The organism is Streptomyces sp. NPDC091209 (genome assembly GCF_044757755.1).
Classification (GTDB): domain Bacteria; phylum Actinomycetota; class Actinomycetes; order Streptomycetales; family Streptomycetaceae; genus Streptomyces.
Window position 1 is genome coordinate 182,824 of sequence record NZ_JBIVVR010000010.1, and the last position, 15,700, is coordinate 198,523.

Below are 15,700 nucleotides of genomic sequence, written 5' to 3' on the forward strand. Positions count from 1 at the left end.
GCGTGGCACTCACCTGGGAACACTCTCGTCTTCAGGACGAGCACGGCCGGGCCGGGCACCGGCGGGAGCCGGCGACCGGATCGGGCCCGGGTGCTCTCAGGATCGAGCTTGTCAGATGACCGGGGGTCGGCCCAGTCGAGTCAGCCGCCACACGGTGCGCCACCTCATGGGACGGCGGGGTCCGCACGGACTCGTCCAGCCCTCCCTGAATCCGCCGAACCAGGCCCGCAGAGCGGCCCGCGAGGGGCGGCGCAGCAGCGTCAGGAGCATCCAGACGCCGAGGTAGACCGGGACGAGCGGAGCGGGAAGGTTGCGCCGTGCGAGCCACACCCGGTTGCGGGCGACCATACGGTGGTACACCGCGTGCCGCGAAGGGGCGGTCGTCGGGTGGTACAGAACCATGTCGGAGCGGTAGTCGATCATCCAGCCCGCGTCGAGGGCCCGCCAGGCAAGGTCGGTCTCCTCATGGGCGTAGAAGAACGCGTCAGGGAGTCCGCCGACCTCGGCGAGGACCTTCGTACGGACCGCGTTGGCGCCGCCGAGGAACGTGGTGACGCGCGAGGAGCGCATCGGGTCGGCGGCGCGCAGCCTCGGGACGTGGCGGCGCTGGGTCTCGCCGGTCGCGGGATCGGCGATGCGGAAACTGATGATGCCGAGTTCCGGGTCGTCGGTGAACGCCCGGCGGCACAGCTCGGCCGTGTCGTGGTGGGCCAGCAGGCCGTCGTCGTCCAGGAAGAGGAGGACGTCGACGTCGGTGCCGCCGGGGCCGAAGGCCTCGATGCCGACGTTACGGCCGCCGGGGATGCCGAGGTTCTCGGGGAGTTCGACCGTTCGGACACCCGCGGGGACGTCCGGGACGGGTGAGCCGTTGCCGACCACGACCACCTCGACGCGGTCGCCGTCCTGCTTGGCGACGGAGTCGAGGAGGGCTCGCAGTTCGTCGGGGCGGTTGCCCATGGTGATGATCACCGCGCCGACCTTCGTCGCCGCGCTCACTTGAGCCTGCTCGAAGCGAGGATGGACACCAGGTGCAGCACGGTCTGCACGAGCGCGATGCCGGCGAGCACGGCGGTGCCGAGGCGGGTGAAGAACAGGTCGCCCCTGATCTGGTCCACGACGGCGAGGACCAGGATCAGCAGGGACGCCTCGATGCCGAGGATCAGCCGGTGGAACTTGAGTGCCGCGGCGGCCCTGCGGGCCAGCGCCACGCCCGAGGAACGTGGCTCGGAGGCGGACTCCTTGACCGGCGGCAGCCCGCTCTGATGCCGGGCGACACCGACGAGATCGGTCTCGGCCTTGACCAGGATCGCGCCGAGGGCGGCCAGTGTGCCGAGGAAGGCCCACAGCCAGTCGACGCTTCCGGTGCCCCACAGGTCGGAGGCGCGCAGACCGAGGCCGACGAGGACGGCCGCGTCGGTCAGATAGGCGCCGACCCTGTCGAGATAGACCCCGCCGAGCGAGTACTGCTTCTTCCAGCGCGCGATCTCGCCGTCGACGCAGTCGAGCAGCAGGTAGAGCTGGACCATCACCACGCCGAGCACGGCGCCGACGATCCCCGGCACCAGCAGTGCGGGGGCAGCGAGCACGCCACAGAGGGTCATCAGGTACGTGAGCTGGTTGGGCGTGATCCTGGTGTTCACCAGGTAGCGGTCGCAGCGCAGCGAGATCTCTCGCATGTACAGGCGTCCCGCCCAGTGCTCACCGCTGCGCCGGTCCTTCACCCCTGGGGGATGAACGACAGGGCGGAGTTCAGCTACCGATGGCCTTGGCATAGTCGGAGTAGATGTCCTTGATCTGGTGGGTTTTCAGGTCGAGATGTTCGAGGATCGTGTAGCGGCCGGGCCGGGTCTGCGGAGCGAACTCCACGACCTGGACGAACTCGTCCACGGTGAAGCCGATCTCCTCGGGCAGTACCGGCAGTCCGTGCCGGTGGAGCACCTCGGCCATGTACACCGCTTCCTCGTGGGCCCCGCGCAGATACATCGCGAAGGCCGCGCCCAGGCCGCACTGCTCGCCGTGGCTCGCCGCGCGCTGGGGGAAGAGGAGGTCGAAGGCGTGGTTGATCTCGTGGCAGGAGCCGGAGGCCGGGCGGGAGTCGCCCGAGATCGACATCGCGATGCCGGTGAGGACGAGCGCCTCCGCGAGGACCTGGAGGAAGTCGTTGTCGCCGACACCCCCGGGGTGCCGGAGTACCGCCTCGCCCGCCTGGCGGGCCATGGCGGCGGCCAGTCCGTCGATCTTCTCGCCGGTGACCCGGTTGGACAGCTCCCAGTCGGCGATCGCGTTGATGTTGGAGACCGCGTCGCCGATGCCCGCCCGGACGAACCGGACCGGCGCCTCACGGATCACGTCGAGGTCGATGACCACGGCGATCGGGTTCGGCACGCCGTACGAGCCGCGGCCCGCGTCGTTGTCGAGGGTGGCGACGGGCGAGCACAGGCCGTCGTGCGCGAGGTTCGTGGGCACCGCGACCAGCGGCAGCCCGATCCGCGCCGCGGCGAACTTCGCGCAGTCGATGATCTTGCCGCCGCCCAGGCCCACGACCGCGTCGTAGTGCCCGGACTTCATGGCATCGGCCAGCCGGATGGCGTCGTCGAGCGTGCCGCCGCCGACCTCGTACCAGCTCGCTCCGGGCAGCGCCGGGGCGATCCGGTCGCGCAGCCGGGCGCCCGAGCCGTTGCTGACCGCGATGGCCAGCTTGCCCGAGTGGGAGATCCGCTGGTCCGAGAGCACGCTCGCCAGGTCGTCCAGGGCACCGGGGCGGATGTCGACGACGACCGGCGAGGGGATGAGCCTCGTCAGTACTGGCACGCGATCTCACGTCCCTTGGCGAGGTCGTCGTGGTTGTCGATCTCGACCCACTTGACCTCGCCGATCGGAGCGACGTCGATCCGGAAGCCGCGGTTGACGAGCTCCTGGTAGCCGTGCTCGTAGAACTGCTGCGGGTCGGTCTCCCACACCGTCTTCAGGGCGTCGGCCAGCTCGGCGGCGGCGGCGCCCTCGATGAGGGTCACACCGATGTACTCGCCGGTGGCCTCGGACGGCTCCATGAGCTTGGTGATCTTCTGGACGCCCTTGTCGGGGTCCACGACGACCTTCATCTCCTCGTCGGCGAGCTTCTTCACCGTGTCGAGCGCGAGGATGATCCTCTTGCCGTCGCCGCGGGCCGCGAGCAGCGTCCGTTCGACGGAGACCGGGTGCACGGTGTCGCCGTTGGCGAGGATCACGCCGTCCTTGAGGGCGTCACGTCCACACCACAGGGAGTAGGCGTTGTTCCACTCCTCGGCCTTGTCGTTGTCGATCAGCGTGATCTTGAGGCCGTACTTCTCCTCCAGAGCCGCCTTGCGGTCGTAGACGGCTTCCTTGCGGTAGCCGACGATGATGCCGACCTCGGTCAGGCCGATCTCGGCGAAGTTGCCGAGGGTCAGGTCCAGGACCGTGATGGAGTCCTCTATGCCCGCGGGGCCCACCGGCACGAGAGCCTTCGGGAGGCTGTCGGTGTAGGGGCGCAGACGCCGTCCGGCGCCGGCCGCCAGCACGAGGCCGATCATGCGGGTTCTCCTTCATCGTGTACGGCGGGTGCCCCGGAGGACACCCAGAAGCGGATGCTCTCGACGAGCACCAGCAGCGCCACGGCCACGGCGACCGCCGTGAGCGCGACCTTGAACTGTGTGGCGGTGAGCAGCGCGGCCAGGACGGTGACCAGCAGCGTCCTGCCTTCGTGCCCGCCGATCGCCCGCACCAGCCAGTGCGGGGGGGCTCCGGCGTTCCCGCGGATGCGGTACACCGTGTCGTAGTGATGGTAGGCGACCGCGGCCACCAGGCCGAAAGCCGCCGGAAGCGCCCCGTTCACGTCGGCGTTGACCGCCAGTGCCAGAACGGTGAGGTATTCGGCCGCGCGGAAGAACGGCGGGACCAGCCAGTCGAGGGCGCCCTTCAGGGGCCTGAGCAGGGCGGCCGGCGAGAGCAGGACGTAGACGACGGCGCCCAGGACGGGCCACCAGCTGCCGTAGGGAGCGAGTGCGGCGGAGGTCACGACGACCGCCCCGGCGACGAAGGCGACCAGGGCCGGGGCGACGCGCGGGAGGCGGTCCGCGAAGCGGGTCAGGTACTCGGCGAGCATGCCGGAGTCGGTGAGGTCCACGAGCGCCTGGGCGGCGCGGTCCGTGCGGCGCGCCTTGCGGGTGAGCGAGCGCAGCACCCGGCCGGCCGTGGTGTAGGTGGCCGCGAACGCGCAGCCGACGAGCAGCGCGTAGAAGGTGATGCGGGGGGTCGTCAGCGCCGTGAGAACGGCGATCATCGCCCATCGTTCGCCGATGGGCAGCACTATCATCCGGCGCACCCAGACCGTCCAGCCGACGCTGTCGAGCTTGTCCGAGAGGGCCGCGGTGGGGCTGGTGTTGGCCGTGGCGTCGTGGTTCGCCTCGTTGAAGGAGAAGTCCACGACGTGCCGGCAGGTCTGCAGGATCATCGCGCCGAGCGCCAGCGCCCACACGTCGTCCCCGCCACGGGCCGCGCCGAGGGCGAGGCCCGCGTAGTAGGCGTACTCCTTGGCGCGGTCGAAGGTCGCGTCCAGCCACGCGCCCAGCGTCGAGTACTGGAGGGAGTAGCGGGCGAGCTGTCCGTCCGTGCAGTCCAGGACGAAGGAGAACAGGAGCAGCAGCCCGGCGGCGACGTAACCGGGGCGGCTGCCGGTGGCGGCACAGCCCGCGGCGATCAGCGCGGTGATCAGCGAGGCGGTGGTGACCTGGTTCGGGGTCAGACCCCGGCGGGCGCACCAGCGGGCGATGTAACGCGAGTACGGGCTGATGCAGTACGTGGTGAAGAAGCCGTCGCGGGCCTTGACGGCGCTGCGCAGCCGTACGGCCTCGTCGTCGACGGCCAGGACGGCCTGCCGGACCTCGTTGCGCTCCTGCGGATCGGCGGGTACGGCGGCGACGAGGGTGCCGAGTTCCGGGCGGTACACGGCGAGGTCGTCGGCGTCGAGTGCCGCGCCGAGGCGCTCGACGAGGTCCTCGGTGGCGACGGCCGCGTTGCCCGCGGCCACGCTCTCCCGGGTCACGGCGCGGGTCAGCGCCCGCCGGGCCTCGGGCTGTACGGACACGGCGCCGGGAAGGGCGGAGGCCGCGAAGCGCGGGTCGGTGAGGCCGAGGCGCAGGGCGTGCACATGCCCGACGAAGCGGGCGTCGACGACGGCGACACGCTCGTTCGCCGGCACGGCGGCGAGCAGGGTCTCGGTCTCGCCCGCGTCGGAGGCGAGACGCACGTCGAAGCCGAGCGACCGCAGATCGCCCTCGAGCGACGATCCGGGGACCGGCTGGCCGGTGAGGATGGCGGTCGGCAGCGAACTCACTCCCTGAGTGCCGGCGCGGCCTCGCGTCCGGCGTGTGCGTGATGGGATGGCCCCGGCCCATGGCAGCGGCCCCGGCGGCATGTCGGCAGAGGCTATCGGATGATTCGAAGCGGGCGTTCACCGCCCGTTCATGGCCCGATCAACCGATTTTGTCCTGCGGGCGCCGCGATCATCATCAGGGATTCCGGGCCCGGGCCACAAACGCGGGTGCGCATACCGAAGCATTCCAGGCATCGGGCACGACCACGGCCCACCCCCCGAAGCGGGGCACGGCGGACAGGGCGCCGGACCCGCATAGGGTGGTCGTCCATGACATGGCTGATCACAGGCGGAGCCGGATACATCGGGGCACACGTGGCGCGGGCGATGGCGGCGGCCGGGGAGCGCGTCGTCGCCCTCGACGACCTGTCGTCCGGGGTGCCGAACCGGCTTCCGGAGACCATCCCCCTCGTCCAGGGGTCGTCGCTTGACGGTGATCTGCTCAAGCGGGTCCTGGCGGAGCACGCGGTGACGGGTGTGGTGCACCTCGCCGCGCGCAAGCAGGTCGGCGAGTCCGTGGCCGAGCCGACGCGCTACTACCAGGAGAACGTGGGCGGTCTCGCGACGCTCCTGGAGGCGGTCGCCGGGGCGGGCGTCAAGCGTTTCGTGTTCTCCTCGTCGGCGGCCGTCTACGGCAACCCCGACGTGGACCTCATCACGGAGGACACCCCCTGCGCCCCGATGAGCCCCTACGGCGAGACCAAGCTCGCCGGCGAGTGGCTGGTCCGGGCGGCGGGCCGGGCGCACGGCATCGCCACCGTGTGCCTGCGCTACTTCAACGTGGCGGGCGCGGCCTCGCCGGAGCTCGCCGACACCGGAATCTTCAACATCGTCCCGATGGTGTTCGACCGTCTCACCCGCGGCGAGGCCCCGAGGGTGTTCGGCGACGACTACCCGACGCCGGACGGCACCTGCGTACGCGACTACATCCACGTCGCCGACCTCGCCGAGGCCCATCTCGCGGCGGCCCGGCGGCTGACGGACGGCGCCGCCGGCGATCTGACGGTGAACATCGGCCGCGGCGAGGGGGTCTCCGTGCGGGAGCTCGTGGCGCTCATCGCCGAGGTCACCGGGAGCACCCTGGAACCGCTCGTCGAGCCGCGCCGACCCGGCGACGCCCCGCGCGCGGTCGCCTCGGCCGCCCTGGCCGCCGAGCGGCTGGACTGGGGAGCTCGGCGCGAGGTGCGCGAGATGGTGGAGTCGGCGTGGCGGGGCTGGCTGCTGCACCACCCGGGGACCAACGTCACCTGATCGTGCCGGTGCTCTGACCTGCTGATCGTTTCCGCAGGTCAGAGCATATGACAACGGTGTTCAGTGCCGCGTTGCCCGATACCCCCCGCCCGTAGTTGACTGTGATGACCGAGCGGAAAACAGGAGGCGGCTTCCATGGGGGCTGGGCACGACCACGGGCACGCGCACGGCGCTCCCCCGGCCGGCACGGCGACAGCCGCGTACCGCGGGAGGCTGCGGGTCGCGCTGGCGATCACGCTCACCGTCATGGTCGTCGAGATCTTCGGCGGTGTACTCGCCGATTCGCTCGCGCTCGTCGCGGACGCGGCACACATGGCGACGGACGCGCTCGGGCTGGGCATGGCCCTGCTCGCGGTCCACTTCGCGGCGCGCCCGCCGAGCGAGAAGCGCACCTTCGGCCTGGCGCGGGCCGAGATCCTCGCCGCGCTCGCCAACTGTCTGCTGCTGCTCGTCGTCGGCGGCTACGTCCTGGTGGAGGCGATCCAGCGCTTCATCACGCCCGCGGACACCAACGGCGGGCTGACCATCGTGTTCGGTGTGATCGGTCTGGTCGCGAACACGATCTCGCTGACGCTGCTGATGCGCGGGCAGAAGGACAGCCTGAACGTGCGCGCCGCCTTCCTGGAGGTCGCGGCGGACGCGCTGGGCTCGGCGGCGGTCATCGTCGCCGCGGTGGTGATCATGACCACCGGCTGGCAGGCGGCGGACCCGATCGCCTCCATCGCCATCGCGCTGATGATCGTCCCGCGTACCTGGAAGCTGCTGCAGGAGACGCTCGACGTCCTCCTGGAGGCGGCGCCCAAGGGGGTCGACATGGCGGACGTGCGCGCCCACATCCTGGCCCTCGACGGTGTCGAGGACATCCACGACCTCCACGCCTGGACGATCACCTCCGGCATGCCGGTCCTCTCCGCGCACGTGGTCGTCAGCTCCGACGTCCTGAACGCGATCGGCCACGAGAAGGTCCTGCACGAACTCCAGGGCTGCCTGGGCGACCACTTCGACGTCGAGCACTGCACGTTCCAGCTGGAGCCGAGCGGACACGCGGAACACGAGGCCAGACTCTGCCACTGACGGTCCCGGCGACCCGCGCGGGCGCCGGTGCCCGTTCCGGCGGCCTCGGCGGCATGGGTGGGTGTCCGGTGCCGTTCCGGCCGGCCGTCCGAACACCTGTCGGCCCCCTCCCCCGACGATTCCGCGCCGGTGACACCGGGCACGATCAGGTGTCCGGCCGCTTCCGGCGTCCGACCCGCGTCGGCGGCGGTTCCCGCCCGGGGCTCCCCGGGGCGGGACATGCGGGAGCAGCGAAGTGCCGGGAGTGCCGGTTTCGTACGGCAGACTTGGGGCTTGAAGACCGATGCGAAGGATGGGTATGCCGATCACACCTGCCACCGCGACGCACAGTTCGTCGAACGGCACCGTTGAAGCGATCTTGCTGGAACTGGTCGACGAGGACGGCAACACGATCGGTACGGCGGAGAAGCTCGCTGCCCATCAGGCCCCGGGGCAGCTCCACAGAGCGTTCTCGGTGTTCCTCTTCGACGAACAGGGCCGGCTGCTGCTGCAGCAGCGCGCCCTCGGCAAGTACCACTCCCCCGGTGTCTGGTCGAACACCTGCTGCGGCCACCCGTACCCGGGCGAGGGACCCTTCGCGGCGGCGGCCCGGCGGACGTACGAGGAACTCGGGGTGTCGCCGACCCTGCTCGCCGAGGCGGGCACGGTCCGCTACAACCACCCGGACCCGGACTCCGGCCTGGTGGAGCAGGAGTACAACCACCTCTTCGTCGGGATGGTGCAGTCGGCGCCGCGGCCCGACCCGGAGGAGGTCGGCTCGACGGCCTTCGTGACCGCCGCCGAGCTGGCGGAGCGGCACGCGAAGGACCCCTTCTCGGCATGGTTCATGACCGTGCTGGACGCGGCCCGTCCGGCGATCCGGGAGCTGACGGGCCCGTCCGCGGGCTGGTAGGCGATCCGCTACACGCTCGGAGCGAGCGGCAGGGCGGCCCAGATCACCTTGCCGCCGTCCGCGGTGTGCTCGACGTCGCAGACTCCGCCGAACTCCCTGGCCACCTCGCGCACCAGCAGCAGGCCCCGGCCGCCGGTCTGCCCGTGGTCGGCCTCCAGAGCGGTCGGGCGGTAGGGGTGGTTGTCCTCGACGGACACCCGTACCCACTCGGCGCCGACCGCGACCTCCACCGCGAGCATCGGCGACAGAAGTGCCGCGTGCTTGACGGCGTTCGTGACCAGTTCGGAGACGATCAACAGCAGTCCGTGAACGACATCGCCCGAGACCGGCACGCCCTGGCGGACCAGCAGATCACGGACGGCGTGCCGCGCCTGTGGCACCGAGGCGTCGACGGCGGCGGCGGTGAACCGCCACACCCCCTCGTACGGCAGTGGTCCCGGCGATCTGACGCCGGGAGTCGCGCCTCCGCCTTCGGGGCTCGGGTCGGACCCCCGCCCGAGGTTCTCCATCGTTCGGTCGCCACCCTTGCGCTCGATTGTCACCACACGTCGAGTGTTGGTAATGCACTGGTCCGTACCGGTTGACTGAACAGAAGTCAGCAGTTATCGACGATTCCTGATCGCCGACGTACGGCATCGTCGATTCTGCGACAACTCCTGGCCTCTTTGTGGCGACTTCCGAAACTATTCGGGTTGTACGGGTTTGCCCCTCGTCCGACCCGATTCGTTCCCCACGGTTCCGTCGCCCGGGAAACGGCCCGAGACCATGATCGGAATCGGGCCTGCGGGTGCGGATAGCATCCGGCGTATGGAGCCGCAGCTGTTGCATCGCGTCGACGACGGGGTCGCCACCGTCGTCATCCACCACCCCGCCAAGCGGAACGCCATGACGACGGGGATGTGGCGGGCGCTGCCGCCTCTGCTGGACGGGTTGGGTGCTCGCACCGAAGTGCACGCGCTCGTGCTCACCGGTGAGGGCGAGACGTTCTGCGCCGGGGCCGACATCTCGACACTGCGGGAGTCCCCGGACGAGGCTCAGGGCCTCGCCGTGCTCGCCGAGGAGGCCCTCGCCGCGTTCCCGAAGCCGACGCTCGCCGCGATCCGCGGCCACTGCGTGGGGGGCGGGTCCCAGCTCGCGGCCGCCTGCGATCTGCGGTTCGCACAGGAGGGGTCGCTGTTCGGGGTGACCCCGGCGAAGCTCGGCATCGTCTATCCGTCCTCCTCCACACGGAGGCTGGCGGCCCTGGTGGGTCCGTCCACCGCCAAGTACCTGCTCTTCTCGGGCGAGTTGATCGACACCGAACGCGCGCTGCGCACCGGTCTGGTGGACGAGGTGCTGCCCGAGGACCAACTCGACAAGCGGGTCGCGGAGTTCACCCGTGTGCTGGCCGCGCGCTCCCCGCTGACACAGGCGGCGGCGAAGGAGTTCGCGAACGGGCGCACCGACCGCGACGCGTACTGGGCGGAGCAGGCACGCGCGGGCGGCGACACCGCGGAGGGGGTCGCCGCCTTCCTGGAGCGCCGGCAGCCGCACTTCACCTGGACCCCGTGAGGGCTCGCCGACCGCTCACGGGGTAGGAGACCGGCGGTCTCGCCGGACAGGTCCTAGCTGAGCAGGAAACGGCTCTTGCTCCGGAACTCCTCGACGAGGTGCGCGGGCGCCTTGTCCGGGGATCCGGCGTCGTAGGGCGGCTGTGGGTCGTACTCGGTCAACAGCTGGACGGCCTGGGCGTGTTCGTCCCCGGCGATCCGGCCGAGCAGGGTGAGCCCCATGTCGATGCCGGAGGAGACTCCGGCCGCGGTCACGTACTTGCCGTCGAACACGACCCGCTCCCCCGTCGGTTCGGCCCCGAACCGCTCCAACTGGTCGAGGGCCAGCCAGTGGGAGGTGGCCCGGCGGCCGTCCAGGAGCCCCGCCGCGGCGAGCAGCAGGGAGCCGGTGCACACCGAGGTCGTCCAGACGCTGGTGGCGTCGGCGGCCCGCAGCCAGTCGAGGAGCACCCGGTCGTCCATCAGGGCGCTCTGCCCCGGCCCCCCGGGTACCACGACGATGTCCGGGCGCGGGACTTCGGCGAGGGCCCTGTCCGCGATGAGCGCCAGCCGGCCGGTGTCGGAACGGACCGGTCCGCTGTGCTCGGCGACGAAGACGGTGTCCGCGTCCGGCAGCCGGCCGAGTGTCTCGTACGGACCCACGGCGTCCAGGGCGGTGAAGCGGTCGTAGAGGACGATGGCGATCTGCATCGGGTTCCTTTCGACGAAGGGGCACGGTGCGGGCCCCTGGGTGGCTGGGCGTCGGGCGTCACGGGCGGGCGGGGTGCCCGCCTGCGGGTGTCGCAGAGAGCGAGGCGCCCTCTCACGGGAGCCCCGGCGGACGCCGGCCCCGTCCGAGTGCGCCGCGGCGGAGGCTGCGCGTCGGGGGATTCGGCCGCCGGGACAGGGGCACGGAAGGTCGGCCTTCCGGGGCCGCCCGTGAGAGTGAACCGGCTCGGTACCGGCCTGCGGGATGACGGACGCGGGGCGGCTTCGGGTGGAGCGGGCTGTCAGCCCGCGCGGGCGGGCCGGAAGCGGCGCCGGTACTCCGCGGGCGCCGAGCCGAGGATCTTCAGGAAGGCGCGGCGCATGGCCTCGGGCGTGCCGTAGCCGCAGGCGCGGGAGATCTCCTCGATGCCGTCGGTGGTGTCCTCCAGGAGCCGCCGGGCGTGTTCGAGGCGGACCCGCTCGACGTACCGGCCGGGCGTCGTACCCGTCTCGGTCCGGAAGGCGCGGGCGAAATGGCGGGGCGAGAGGCGGGCGCGGGCCGCGAGGGACTCGACGCTCAGGTCGTCGCCCGGGTGTTCGGAGATCCAGTGCTGGATCTCGCGCAGCGGTTCGCGCCGCGCGGTCTGGGCGGCGAGCTGGGCGCTGAACTGGGCCTGGTTGCCCGGGCGCCGGAGGAAGACGACGAGGTGACGGGCGACGGTGAGGGCGGCGTCGCGGCCCAGGTCGTCCTCCACGAGGGCGAGGGCCAGGTCGATGCCGGAGGTGACGCCCGCCGAGGTGGCCACATGGCCGTCGCGTACGTAGATGGGGTCGGGATCGACCGTGACCGCCGGGTGGTCGCGGGCGAGCTCGTCGCAGTAGGCCCAGTGGGTCGTGGCGCGGCGGCCGTCGAGAAGGCCCGCCGCCGCGAGCAGTCCGGCGCCGGTGCACACCGAGAGCAGGCGCTCGGCGCGCGGACCGTGGGCGCGCAGCCACCCGATCAGGTGGGGATCGGGGCGCCGGGTACCGCTGCCGCCGGGAACCAGCAGGGTGTGGGCGTCCGGCGCGTCGGCGAGCGCCCGGTCCGGGGCGAGGACGAGGCCGCTGGAGGAGCGCACCGGGGCGCCGTCCAGGGAGGCCGTGCCGATGCGGTACGAGCCGGCGCGGTAGGTCTCGGCGCCCGCGAACACCTCCAGGGGGCCGGTGACGTCGAGGCTCTGCACGCCGTCGAAGAGGACGATCAGGACCGTTCGCATGTCCCGATTCTCGACCGGCGCGCCCATGGCCGCAATGACGAGGATCCCACCTTTCCTGCCATAGCGGGTTTCGGCGTTCACGACATACCAACCAGTCGGTAATGTGCGGGGTATGACTTCCCCACTGCCGGAGCGCGCCGGGCGGCGCTGCCACAACGTCCTCAACCCGCTCCACTCGACCCACTACTTCTCGCCCGATCTCGGGCGCGAGCTGGCCGCGGTCGGCATCCAGAACGACCGGAGCGCCTACTTCGCGGTACGGGCCGCCGCGATGGGCGCGGTCGGCGCGGGCACGGTGACGGCGACCTTCTTCAACTTCCGGCACGAACTCGTGGCCGAGCATGTGCCCGCGGTCTGGCGGACGGCCTCTCCGGAGACGGTCCTCGCGGCACGCCTGCGCGCCGTGGACGCGACACTCACGCGGCTGCTCGGCGCGGACGTCATCGCCTCCGAGGAGGTGGCCGAGGCCGCGGAGCTCGCCCTGCGCGCGGCCGAGGCCTGCGGCACGACCGCCCGCCCGCTGTACGCCGCGCACGCGGACCTCCCCGTCCCCGAGGCGCCGCACCTGGCGCTCTGGCACGCGGCCACCCTGCTGCGCGAGCACCGCGGCGACGGTCACCTCGCGGCGCTGCTCGACGCGGAGCTCGACCCCGTGGAGGCCCTGGTCAGCCACACGGCGACCGGCAAGGGCATGGCCCCCCGGTGGGTGCTGGGCACGCGCGGCTGGTCCCGGCAGGACTGGGAGGCGGCGTCCGCGCGGCTGCGCGAGCGCGGGCTGCTCGACGCGGAGGGCGAGCTGACGCCGGCCGGTACGGCCCTGCGCCAGGACATCGAGGCCCGGACGGACCGCCTCGACCGGGCTCCCTACGAGCACCTGGGCGCCGCCGGGGTGGAGCGCCTCACCGAGATCGCGAAGGGGCTGCTGATGACCGCGTTCGCCGCCGGCGCGTTCCCGGAGGGAATGATCGGCAAGGACTGAGGAAACCGGACCGCTCACGGCCGCCCGGACCGCTCACGGCCGCGCGGGCCGGGAGCGCGAAAGGGTCCCCGCCCGCGGCACGCGACCCGGTCGAGTGTCGCCCTGATCCCCCATTGTCGGTGTCACCTGCCACAATTGCCGCGCAACCTCAGTGGAGAAGGCGGTACGGGATCGTGACGACACCCCTCGTAGGGTCCATCGAAGGCAGGATCGCCGAGGAGCTCGGCGTACGGGAGCGGCAGGTCAAGGCCGCCGTCGACTTGCTCGACGGCGGTTCGACGGTGCCCTTCATCGCCCGCTACCGCAAGGAAGCGACCGAGATGCTCGACGATGCGCAGCTGCGCACCCTCGAGGAGCGGCTGCGCTATCTGCGGGAGCTGGAGGACCGGCGGGCCGCGATCCTCGACTCGGTGCGCGAGCAGGGCAAGCTCGGCGCGGAGCTCGAGGCACAGATCAGGGCCGCCGAGACGAAGGCGCGCCTTGAGGACATCTATCTGCCGTTCAAGCCGAAGCGGCGCACCAAGGCGCAGATCGCGCGCGAGGCGGGTCTCGAACCGCTGGCCGAGGGCCTGCTCGGCGACCCGTCGGTCGACCCGCTCGCCGCGGCGGCGGCCTTCGTCGACGCCGACAAGGGTGTCGCCGACCCGCAGGCCGCGCTGGACGGCGCCCGGTCGATCCTGACCGAGCGGTTCTCCGAGGACGCCGACCTGATCGGTGAGCTGCGCGAGCGCATGTGGGTGCGCGGCCGGCTCGCCGCGAAGGTGCGCGAGGGCAAGGAGGAGGCGGGCGCCAAGTTCGCCGACTACTTCGACTTCGCCGAACCCTTCAAGCAGCTTCCCTCGCACCGGATCCTCGCGATGCTGCGCGGCGAGAAGGAGGACGTCCTCGATCTCGTCCTGGAGCCGGAGGAACCCACCGAGGGGCCTTCGTCGTACGAGGGGATCGTCGCCCACCGGTTCGGGATCGCCGACCGCGGCCGGCCCGGCGACAAGTGGCTGACGGACACCGCCCGCTGGGCCTGGCGCACCCGCATTCTCGTGCACCTCGGCATCGACGTGCGCCTGAGGCTGCGCACCGCCGCCGAGGACGAGGCGGTGAACGTCTTCGCGGCGAACCTGCGGGACCTGCTGCTCGCCGCCCCGGCGGGCACGCGCGCGACGCTGGGCCTGGACCCCGGTTTCCGTACGGGCGTGAAGGTCGCCGTCGTCGACGCGACCGGCAAGGTCGTCGCCACGGACGTGATCTACCCGCACGTCCCGGCCAACAAGTGGGACGAGGCCGTCGCCAAGCTCGCCCGGCTCTCCAAGGAGCACGCGGTCGACCTGATCGCGATCGGCAACGGCACGGCCTCGCGCGAGACCGACAAGCTCGCCGGTGAGCTCATCACCAAGCACCCGGAGCTGAACCTCACCAAGGTCATGGTGTCGGAGGCGGGGGCGTCGGTGTACTCGGCGTCCGCGTTCGCCACGCAGGAGCTGCCCGACATGGACGTGTCGCTGCGCGGCGCCGTCTCCATCGCGCGCCGGCTCCAGGACCCGCTGGCCGAACTGGTGAAGATCGACCCGAAGTCCATCGGTGTCGGGCAGTACCAGCACGACCTGTCCGAGGTGAAGCTGTCCCGCTCGCTCGACGCGGTGGTCGAGGACTGTGTGAACGGCGTGGGCGTGGACGTGAACACGGCCTCCGCCCCGCTGCTGGCCCGGGTCTCCGGCATCACCTCGGGCCTCGCGGAGAACATCGTGGCGCACCGCGACGCCAATGGCCCCTTCACCTCCCGTACGGCGCTCAAGGGCGTGGCCCGGCTCGGTCCCAAGGCCTACGAGCAGTGCGCGGGCTTCCTGCGGATCCGGGGCGGGAGCGACCCGCTGGACGCGTCCAGCGTGCACCCCGAGGCGTACCCCGTGGTGCGGCGGATGGTGAAGACGGCGGGCAGCGAGGTCGCCTCCCTGGTGGGCAACACCAGTGTGCTGCGCTCGCTGCGGCCGGCCGACTTCGTCGACGAGAAGTTCGGTCTGCCGACCGTCACGGACATCCTGAGGGAGCTGGAGAAGCCGGGACGCGACCCGCGGCCCGCCTTCAAGACGGCCACCTTCAAGGACGGTGTGGAGAAGATCTCCGACCTGTCCTCCGGGATGGTCCTGGAGGGGGTCGTCACGAACGTCGCCGCCTTCGGGGCGTTCATCGACATCGGCGTCCACCAGGACGGCCTGGCGCACGTCTCCGCGCTGTCGAAGACGTTCGTCAAGGACCCGCGGGACGTCGTGAAGCCCGGCGACATCGTCAAGGTGAAGGTCCTGGACATCGACATCCCGCGCAAGCGGATCTCGCTGACGCTGCGGCTGGACGACGAGGCCGCGGCCCCCGCGGCCGAGGACGGCGGTCGTCCCCAGCGGGGCGGGCGGCCTCCTCAGCAGCGTGGGCAGCAGCGGCAGGGCCGCGGCGGCGGTGCCGGGGGTGGCACCGGGGGCGGCTCCCGTCAGGCGCCGCCGCCGGCGAACAGCGCCATGGCGGACGCCCTGCGGCGCGCGGGTCTGACCGACCCCGGGCGGGGCCGGGGCTGAGACACGGAGGGGCCGGCCGCCGTATCGGCGGCCGGCCCCTCCGCGGTCCGGCTCAGCG

General features: G+C 71.7%; 14 protein-coding genes. 6 read left to right on the top strand and 8 right to left on the bottom strand.

What is annotated here, in order from left to right; all coding sequences use genetic code 11:
* Nucleotides 1-111 precede the first annotated feature (111 nt).
* The 5 genes from ACIQRL_RS28055 to ACIQRL_RS28075 are packed head-to-tail and all read right to left on the bottom strand — an operon-like array spanning nucleotide 112 to nucleotide 5,344.
* Nucleotides 112-996, bottom strand: a complete 885-nt coding sequence (locus ACIQRL_RS28055) for a glycosyltransferase family 2 protein (protein WP_401336759.1) — start codon at nucleotides 994-996, stop codon at nucleotides 112-114.
* The gene (locus ACIQRL_RS28060) at nucleotides 993-1,772 is read right to left on the bottom strand and encodes a CDP-alcohol phosphatidyltransferase family protein (protein ID WP_401336761.1); all 780 of its coding nucleotides are present in this window, start codon (nucleotides 1,770-1,772) and stop codon (nucleotides 993-995) included. Before ACIQRL_RS28060 ends, ACIQRL_RS28055 begins: the two co-directional genes overlap by 4 nt.
* A complete protein-coding gene (locus ACIQRL_RS28065) occupies nucleotides 1,750-2,811 on the bottom strand; it encodes an iron-containing alcohol dehydrogenase family protein (protein WP_401336763.1) in 1,062 nt (353 codons plus the stop codon). The genes ACIQRL_RS28060 and ACIQRL_RS28065 overlap by 23 nt, the downstream gene beginning before the upstream one ends.
* On the bottom strand, nucleotides 2,799-3,551 hold the full coding sequence (locus tag ACIQRL_RS28070; RefSeq protein ID WP_326784319.1) for a phosphocholine cytidylyltransferase family protein: 753 nt from the start codon (nucleotides 3,549-3,551) through the stop codon (nucleotides 2,799-2,801). Before ACIQRL_RS28070 ends, ACIQRL_RS28065 begins: the two co-directional genes overlap by 13 nt.
* Nucleotides 3,548-5,344 (bottom strand): DUF5941 domain-containing protein, encoded by a 1,797-nt coding sequence (locus tag ACIQRL_RS28075; protein WP_401337039.1) that lies wholly within the window; start codon nucleotides 5,342-5,344, stop codon nucleotides 3,548-3,550. The genes ACIQRL_RS28070 and ACIQRL_RS28075 overlap by 4 nt, the downstream gene beginning before the upstream one ends.
* Before the next feature lie 318 nt (nucleotides 5,345-5,662).
* Here ACIQRL_RS28075 and galE point away from each other — a divergent pair, with 318 nt between their 5' ends.
* The 3 genes from galE to idi all read left to right on the top strand — a co-directional run bounded on the left by galE (nucleotide 5,663) and on the right by idi (nucleotide 8,609).
* Nucleotides 5,663-6,643, top strand: a complete 981-nt coding sequence (galE, locus tag ACIQRL_RS28080) for a UDP-glucose 4-epimerase GalE (RefSeq protein WP_401336765.1) — start codon at nucleotides 5,663-5,665, stop codon at nucleotides 6,641-6,643.
* Between the two features lie 135 nt (nucleotides 6,644-6,778).
* Nucleotides 6,779-7,717, top strand: a complete 939-nt coding sequence (locus tag ACIQRL_RS28085) for a cation diffusion facilitator family transporter (RefSeq protein ID WP_401336766.1) — start codon at nucleotides 6,779-6,781, stop codon at nucleotides 7,715-7,717.
* 298 nt (nucleotides 7,718-8,015) lie between these two features.
* Nucleotides 8,016-8,609 (top strand): isopentenyl-diphosphate Delta-isomerase, encoded by a 594-nt coding sequence (gene idi, locus ACIQRL_RS28090; protein WP_401336767.1) that lies wholly within the window; start codon nucleotides 8,016-8,018, stop codon nucleotides 8,607-8,609.
* Between the two features lie 8 nt (nucleotides 8,610-8,617).
* Here the strand turns inward: idi and ACIQRL_RS28095 are convergent, their stop codons facing one another.
* Nucleotides 8,618-9,118, bottom strand: a complete 501-nt coding sequence (locus ACIQRL_RS28095; protein ID WP_401337041.1) for an ATP-binding protein — start codon at nucleotides 9,116-9,118, stop codon at nucleotides 8,618-8,620.
* 298 nt (nucleotides 9,119-9,416) lie between these two features.
* Between ACIQRL_RS28095 and ACIQRL_RS28100 the strand changes: the two genes are divergently transcribed.
* Complete coding sequence (locus ACIQRL_RS28100; protein ID WP_401336769.1) at nucleotides 9,417-10,160, top strand: enoyl-CoA hydratase/isomerase family protein; 744 nt, start codon at nucleotides 9,417-9,419, stop codon at nucleotides 10,158-10,160.
* Between the two features lie 53 nt (nucleotides 10,161-10,213).
* Here ACIQRL_RS28100 and ACIQRL_RS28105 read toward each other — a convergent pair whose 3' ends face one another.
* Both ACIQRL_RS28105 and ACIQRL_RS28110 read right to left on the bottom strand, forming a co-directional pair.
* Nucleotides 10,214-10,849 carry a DJ-1/PfpI family protein gene (locus ACIQRL_RS28105; protein WP_401336770.1) on the bottom strand — a complete coding sequence of 212 codons (636 nt, stop codon included), beginning with the start codon at nucleotides 10,847-10,849 and terminating at the stop codon, nucleotides 10,214-10,216.
* Between the two features lie 299 nt (nucleotides 10,850-11,148).
* On the bottom strand, nucleotides 11,149-12,102 hold the full coding sequence (locus tag ACIQRL_RS28110; RefSeq protein ID WP_401336772.1) for a GlxA family transcriptional regulator: 954 nt from the start codon (nucleotides 12,100-12,102) through the stop codon (nucleotides 11,149-11,151).
* Nucleotides 12,103-12,214: 112 nt separating this feature from the next.
* Here ACIQRL_RS28110 and ACIQRL_RS28115 point away from each other — a divergent pair, with 112 nt between their 5' ends.
* On the top strand, nucleotides 12,215-13,081 hold the full coding sequence (locus tag ACIQRL_RS28115; protein ID WP_401336773.1) for a hypothetical protein: 867 nt from the start codon (nucleotides 12,215-12,217) through the stop codon (nucleotides 13,079-13,081).
* 173 nt (nucleotides 13,082-13,254) lie between these two features.
* Entirely contained in the window at nucleotides 13,255-15,642 is a 2,388-nt protein-coding gene (locus ACIQRL_RS28120) for a Tex family protein (RefSeq protein ID WP_401336774.1), read from the top strand.
* Nucleotides 15,643-15,700 lie beyond the last annotated feature (58 nt).